This is a genomic window from Spirulina sp. 06S082 (assembly GCF_034932145.1).
In the GTDB taxonomy this organism is placed as follows: Bacteria; Cyanobacteriota; Cyanobacteriia; order Cyanobacteriales; family Spirulinaceae; genus CCY15215.
Genome location: NZ_JAYGHV010000484.1, coordinates 1 through 1,035, shown reverse-complemented (window position 1 = coordinate 1,035; position 1,035 = coordinate 1). Strand labels below are relative to the sequence as shown.

General features: G+C 38.6%; 1 protein-coding gene and 1 pseudogene. Both read right to left on the bottom strand.

Going from position 1 to position 1,035, the window contains the following annotated elements; all coding sequences use genetic code 11:
- Positions 1–184: hypothetical protein (locus VB714_RS27230; RefSeq protein WP_323228471.1), on the bottom strand; the 184-nt coding region annotated here is incomplete at its 3' end.
- A gap of 166 nt (positions 185–350) precedes the next feature.
- Positions 351–482: pseudogene (locus VB714_RS27640) on the bottom strand (DUF4164 domain-containing protein); the annotation flags it as partial.
- Between the last annotated feature and the right edge of the window lie 553 nt (positions 483–1,035).

Below are 1,035 nucleotides of genomic sequence, written 5' to 3'. Positions count from 1 at the left end.
CGTCTCGCAAAGCGGCGATCACATCTAAAACTACCTGTAACATTCTAGCTAGATGAGAAACCGCCATTCTACCGACTACAATTTCCCCTGGCAAGGTTTGATTTTTTGCCCAACTTGTTTCAATTCCCGCCATTCCTGACAGTAACAAACCTACCCATATAACCAACCCGTATCGCTTCAGCATGACCAAATTTTCCTTTTCCTCATCCTTTCAATTTTAGATGTTGTAGAATTATTTTGGTGATTTTAGTGGAAGTTAAATTTTGGTAAATCCCTGACAAACTTATATCGAAAAACCGCGTATCTGAGGAGTAGGTTGCGATCGCACTATCCCCAAAACGCGATCGCCATCAAGAGAGAGGGTTAGGAAAGAAAACTAACTTTCCTAATACTGTTAACATTCCCGTCACCAAAATTCCCACAATACTAAAAAATCCAATTGTAATGCTATTCAGTCGGGTATTGGTATCATCAATCCGTTGATTGGTATCATCAATCCGTTGATTGGTATCATCAATCCGTTTCTCTAGAGAAGACTGCATCTGCTGCATTTGCTTCTCTAAAGAAGAGCGAGTATCGTCAATTCGTTGATTGGTATCATCAATTCGCTTTTCGACATGACCAATTCTCTCATCAATTCGTTTAATTTCTCCGTTGACTTGAGTAAAACCTACCTCAATAATTTTCTCTAAGCGATCCATTCTTTTTTCAGCTTTTAGATCCATTGCGAGGATTAATTGTCTTAATTCCTCAATCTCTGTTTCTGTTTTACTCGCCATTTTTTTATCACCTCAAAAATAATTTGGGATAATTTGTCAGGAGAGGCGATCGCACTTTCTCCTATTTTCCTAAAATAACATATTATTAAGATGGGCGCACTATCCCCGAAACGCGATCGCCATCAAGAGAGAGGATTAGGAAAGAAGACTAACTTTCCCAAAACCGTTAATATTCCCGTCACCAAAATTTCTACAATCCCAAAAAATCCTATTGTGATACTATTGAGACGAGCATTAGTTGCCTCAATTTGTTTCT